General features: G+C 71.3%; 5 protein-coding genes. 3 read left to right on the forward strand and 2 right to left on the reverse strand.

The window, feature by feature from the left end; genetic code table 11:
- A partial coding sequence (gene trpD / locus AC08OX_RS15295; RefSeq protein ID WP_476608427.1) for an anthranilate phosphoribosyltransferase occupies positions 1-1,056 on the reverse strand: 1,056 nt, incomplete at its 3' end.
- 19 nt (positions 1,057-1,075) lie between these two features.
- Positions 1,076-1,504: a response regulator transcription factor gene (locus AC08OX_RS15300; protein WP_476608428.1), complete on the reverse strand. Its 429-nt coding sequence runs from the start codon at positions 1,502-1,504 to the stop codon at positions 1,076-1,078.
- Between the two features lie 378 nt (positions 1,505-1,882).
- On the opposite strand from AC08OX_RS15300, the gene AC08OX_RS15305 reads away from it, so the two are divergent.
- The 3 genes from AC08OX_RS15305 (at position 1,883) to AC08OX_RS15315 (ending at position 3,566) form a co-directional block, all read left to right on the forward strand.
- On the forward strand, positions 1,883-2,323 hold the full coding sequence (locus AC08OX_RS15305) for a Fur family transcriptional regulator (protein WP_476608429.1): 441 nt from the start codon (positions 1,883-1,885) through the stop codon (positions 2,321-2,323).
- A 24-nt stretch (positions 2,324-2,347) separates the two neighbouring features.
- Positions 2,348-2,788, forward strand: a complete 441-nt coding sequence (locus AC08OX_RS15310) for a rubrerythrin family protein (protein ID WP_476608430.1) — start codon at positions 2,348-2,350, stop codon at positions 2,786-2,788.
- Positions 2,789-2,969: 181 nt separating this feature from the next.
- Positions 2,970-3,566, forward strand: a complete 597-nt coding sequence (locus AC08OX_RS15315) for a DUF3501 family protein (RefSeq protein ID WP_476608431.1) — start codon at positions 2,970-2,972, stop codon at positions 3,564-3,566.
- Positions 3,567-3,839 lie beyond the last annotated feature (273 nt).

Here is a 3,839-nt window from a genome sequence, read left to right on the forward strand (position 1 = left end):
GGCGATCTGCTCGGTGACGGGGGCATCGGAGGGGCCGGCCGCGGCGACCAGGGCGGTGGCGGCGGCGAGCAGGACCGCGTCGCGGACGGGTCCGGGCTCACCGGCGAGCACCGACCGGGTGACGGCGGCGTTGTAACGGGTCTCCGCGCCGCGCAGCGCGGCGTGGTCCGCGACGTGGATGCCGACGTCGCGGGGGTCGAACCGCTCGCGGCGCGGCTGTCCGGCGCCGGCCGCGACGACCCACACGGCGGACGTCGTCACCGGGGTGAGCTCGTCGAGCCCGTCGTCGCCGCGGAACACCAGCGCCCGGGTGCCCCGGTCCGCCAGCACCCCGGCGACGACGGGAGCGAGCCGCGCGTCCGCGACGCCGATCGCCTGCGCGCCGGGGCGGGCCGGGTTGCTCAGCGGCCCGAGGATGTTGAACGCGGTGGGCACGCCGATCTCGCGCCGGACCCCGCCGACGTGCCGCATCGCCGGGTGGAAGACCTGGGCGAAGCAGAAGGCGATGCCGGCCGTAGCCAGGCACGCCTCGACGCCGGCCGGCGGCAGATCGACCACGACACCGAGCTCCGCGAGCAGGTCCGCCGAGCCGCAGGATGACGACGCGGCCCGGTTTCCGTGCTTGACCACCGGCACACCCGCGCCGGCAACGACCAGCGCGGCCATCGTCGACAGGTTCACGGTGTGGGAACGGTCGCCACCGGTCCCGCAGGTGTCCACGGCGCGGGCCCGTACCCGCTTGGACAGGCTCAGGGGCGTGGCACTGGCCAGCATGGTCTCTACCAGGCCGGCGATCTCCTCCGGCGTCTCCCCTTTGGACCGCAGCGCCACCGCGAACCCGGCCACCTGCGCGGGTGAGGCGGCCCCCGCCATGATCTGCTGCATCGCCCAGGCGGTGCGCGCGGAGTCCAGGGACTCGCCCGCTAGCAATGCTCCTATCAGCTCCGGCCAGCTCGTCTCGGCGGTCGGGAGAGCCCCGGCGGGGGAAGCCCCGGTGTGGGAGCGGCCGGTGTGGGAAGCCCCGGTGTGGGAGTGGGATGCGCCAACGGTGGTCATACCTCGGAAGCCCTGGATCTCAGTGGGCGAGCTGGGCGCCGGTGAGCGGCCGACGGGCCACGGCGCCGCCGGCACGCGCCCGCAGCAGTGTCACGACCGCCTCGGTGAGTAGACCCGGGTCGATCGGATGGGTGACCACCGCATCCGCCTGGGACCAGGTGGCGAGCCAGCGGTCGTCCGGGCGGGCGACCAGCAGGATGGTCGGCGGACAGTTGGTGACCTCGTTCTTCAGCTGCCGGCAGAGCCCCATGCCCCCGCTGGGGGTGGCCTCCGCGTCGAAGACGCACAGATCCGCCTCATGATGATCAACTACGCCGATCGCCTCGGGGGCGTCGGCGGCCTCGACGAACTCGATCGGACCGAGGTCGGCGGCGGGGAGACGGCCGATCGCGTTCCGGACGTGTTCGCGCACATCCGCTCGGTCGGCGTAGACGAGGACGGTGCTCATGTCGTCCGCGGGCCTTTCGCGAGAGGTGACCACCGCCGACCGGCGGTGAGCTGCGGACCGCCCTCCAGGCACCTCGAAGCTCCAGGCACCCGGAGGTCCGGGTATCTCGGAAGTGGACGCTGCCATGTGAGAGTTGTCCTGTGCAGGCTACCTCCCGCGGACCGCTGGACGTGACCCGTGTCGCATCGCCCGCCTGGCCCTCGCCGGGCCGGGTGAGGTCGGGATCACAGCCCCCTGGTTGTCTTCGGATCCTCCCGGGAGTGATACTGAGAATCGTTCTCAACCGGTGGATCCTGATGCCGGCCGGACCATGTGACGCCTCGAGCGTGGTCGCCGGCGGCTTGGGGCGTTCCACCGCCGTACGACGGGCGTGATCCTATGAACGACCAGACCGATCTTCGTCTCACTCCGCAGCGGAGGGCCGTGCTGGCGGTGCTAGCGGCAGCCCGCGACCATCCGACCGCCGCCGAGGTCCACGAGCGGGTGCGGACCGTGTCCCCGGGGATCGGCAGTGCGACCGTATACCGCACACTGGCGTTGCTGGTATCCGTTGGCCGAGCGCTCGAGCTGCACCTGGGCGACGGCACGGCGGCCCGGTACGACGCCAACACGAGTCGTCACGACCACGTGGTCTGCGACGGATGCCGTCGGGCGGTCGACGTTGATCATCCCGTCCTCGACGGGATGATGGCCCAGATCGCGTGTCGCTCGGGATTCGCCATCACCGGGTACGACCTGCGGTTCCGGGGGCTGTGCCCGGACTGTCAGGCGAACGGCTCCGGCCCGGCCCGCGGCGCGGACGGGACCGGCCAACAGTGAACACCCATCCACAAGGAGCGCTTCATGCCGAAGCTTGACGGCACCAAGACCCACGAGAACCTCAAGGAGGCGTTTGCCGGCGAGAGCCAGGCGAACCGGCGTTACCTCTACTTTGCCCGCCGGGCCGACATCGAGGGGCTGACCGACGCCTCGTTGCTGTTCCGCGACACCGCGGAGGGTGAGACCGGTCACGCCTTCGGGCACCTGGACTTCCTCGCGGAGGTCGGCGACCCGGCGACGGGCGAGCCCCTCGGTACGACCACGAAGAACCTGGCCAGCGCCGTCGTCGGCGAGACCTACGAGTTCACCGCAATGTACCCGGGCTTCGCCAAGACCGCCCGCGAGGAGGGCTTCGAGGAGATCGCGGACTGGTTCTCGACCCTCGCCCGGGCGGAGAAGACCCACGCCGGTCGGTTCAAGAAGGCCCTCGACGCGCTGTCGGCCGAGGAGACGGCCGACGCCTGACCGTCGGGGTTTCTCGATCTACCGGGCCGGGGTGGCAGGGGCGATGCCAGTAGTCCCTCGTTGCCACCCCGGCCCGCATCGTCGCTCCCGTGCCGTGGGCCCTTGGCTGATTCGTGGGCCCTTGGCCGTTCCTGGACCGCCCGTTCACGGATCCCAGCATTTCCGGACAGGAGATCGCACGGTGGCGCTGACCATCGCCGACATCACCACCGACCACCAGGCGTACGCGGAGCGCCGGCTGCGGCTGCGCAGCCAGATGATCCTGGTGCGCGCCGAACGCCGGGTACGGGTCGGGGACATCGTCGTCCTCGAGTTCGAAAACGAGCAGACGCTGCGCTACCAGGTGCAGGAGATGGTCTACACCGAGCGGTTGACCGCCTCCGCCGACGTCGCCCACGAGATCGATGCCTACTCCCGCCTGCTACCCTCCAGCCACGTCCTCACGGCGACGGTGTTCATCGAGCTCTCGGTTCTGGAGACCGTCCGCGAGGAGTTGGGGCGGCTTGCCGGGCTGCAGCACAGTCTCGCCCTGGAGATCGGCGGAACCCGAGTGGCGGGCGAGGAGATCCCCGGCCTTGACGAGGATCCCGGCGTGCCCACCGAGACAGTCTCCGTGCACATGGTGCGCTTCGCGCTGACCGATTCGCTCCGGGACGCCTTCCGCGACCCCCGCGTGCCGGTCGAGCTTGTCGTGGAACACCCGGAGTACAGCGAGGCGACGCCGTTGACCGGAGCCACCCGGCGTGTCCTCATCGCGGATCTCGCGTTGCGGTCCTGACCGGCTCACCCGGCCGCTGCCTGCCGGTCACGGTCATGGGTCCCCGTCGCGGGTGAGGTCGGACGCATTCGCGGGTAGTCGGTTCGCGCGCCGCGGGATGGGTAGGCGGAACATCTAGGGCACGCGTCCGTGTCGGCACGTCCGTCTGCCCGTCAACGTCAGCACGTTCATCCACGTCAGGGAGCCACCCGTGACCGATGACCAGCTACGTCCCGACCGCACCCGCCCCGGCGCCGCCATCCCGCCCGGCGCCGGGGCGGGTGCGGTCGGGAC

The sequence above is a fragment of the Frankia sp. CoBUL1 genome, from assembly GCF_978021245.1.

What these genes read in the sequence shown, in the direction of transcription:
- AC08OX_RS15305 (WP_476608429.1), top strand. Translation starts at nt 1,883, where the DNA reads ATGAACGACCAGACCGATCTTCGTCTCACTCCGCAGCGGAGGGCCGTG.
- AC08OX_RS15310 (WP_476608430.1), top strand. Translation starts at nt 2,348, where the DNA reads ATGCCGAAGCTTGACGGCACCAAGACCCACGAGAACCTCAAGGAGGCG.
- AC08OX_RS15300 (WP_476608428.1), bottom strand. Translation starts at nt 1,504, where the DNA reads ATGAGCACCGTCCTCGTCTACGCCGACCGAGCGGATGTGCGCGAACAC.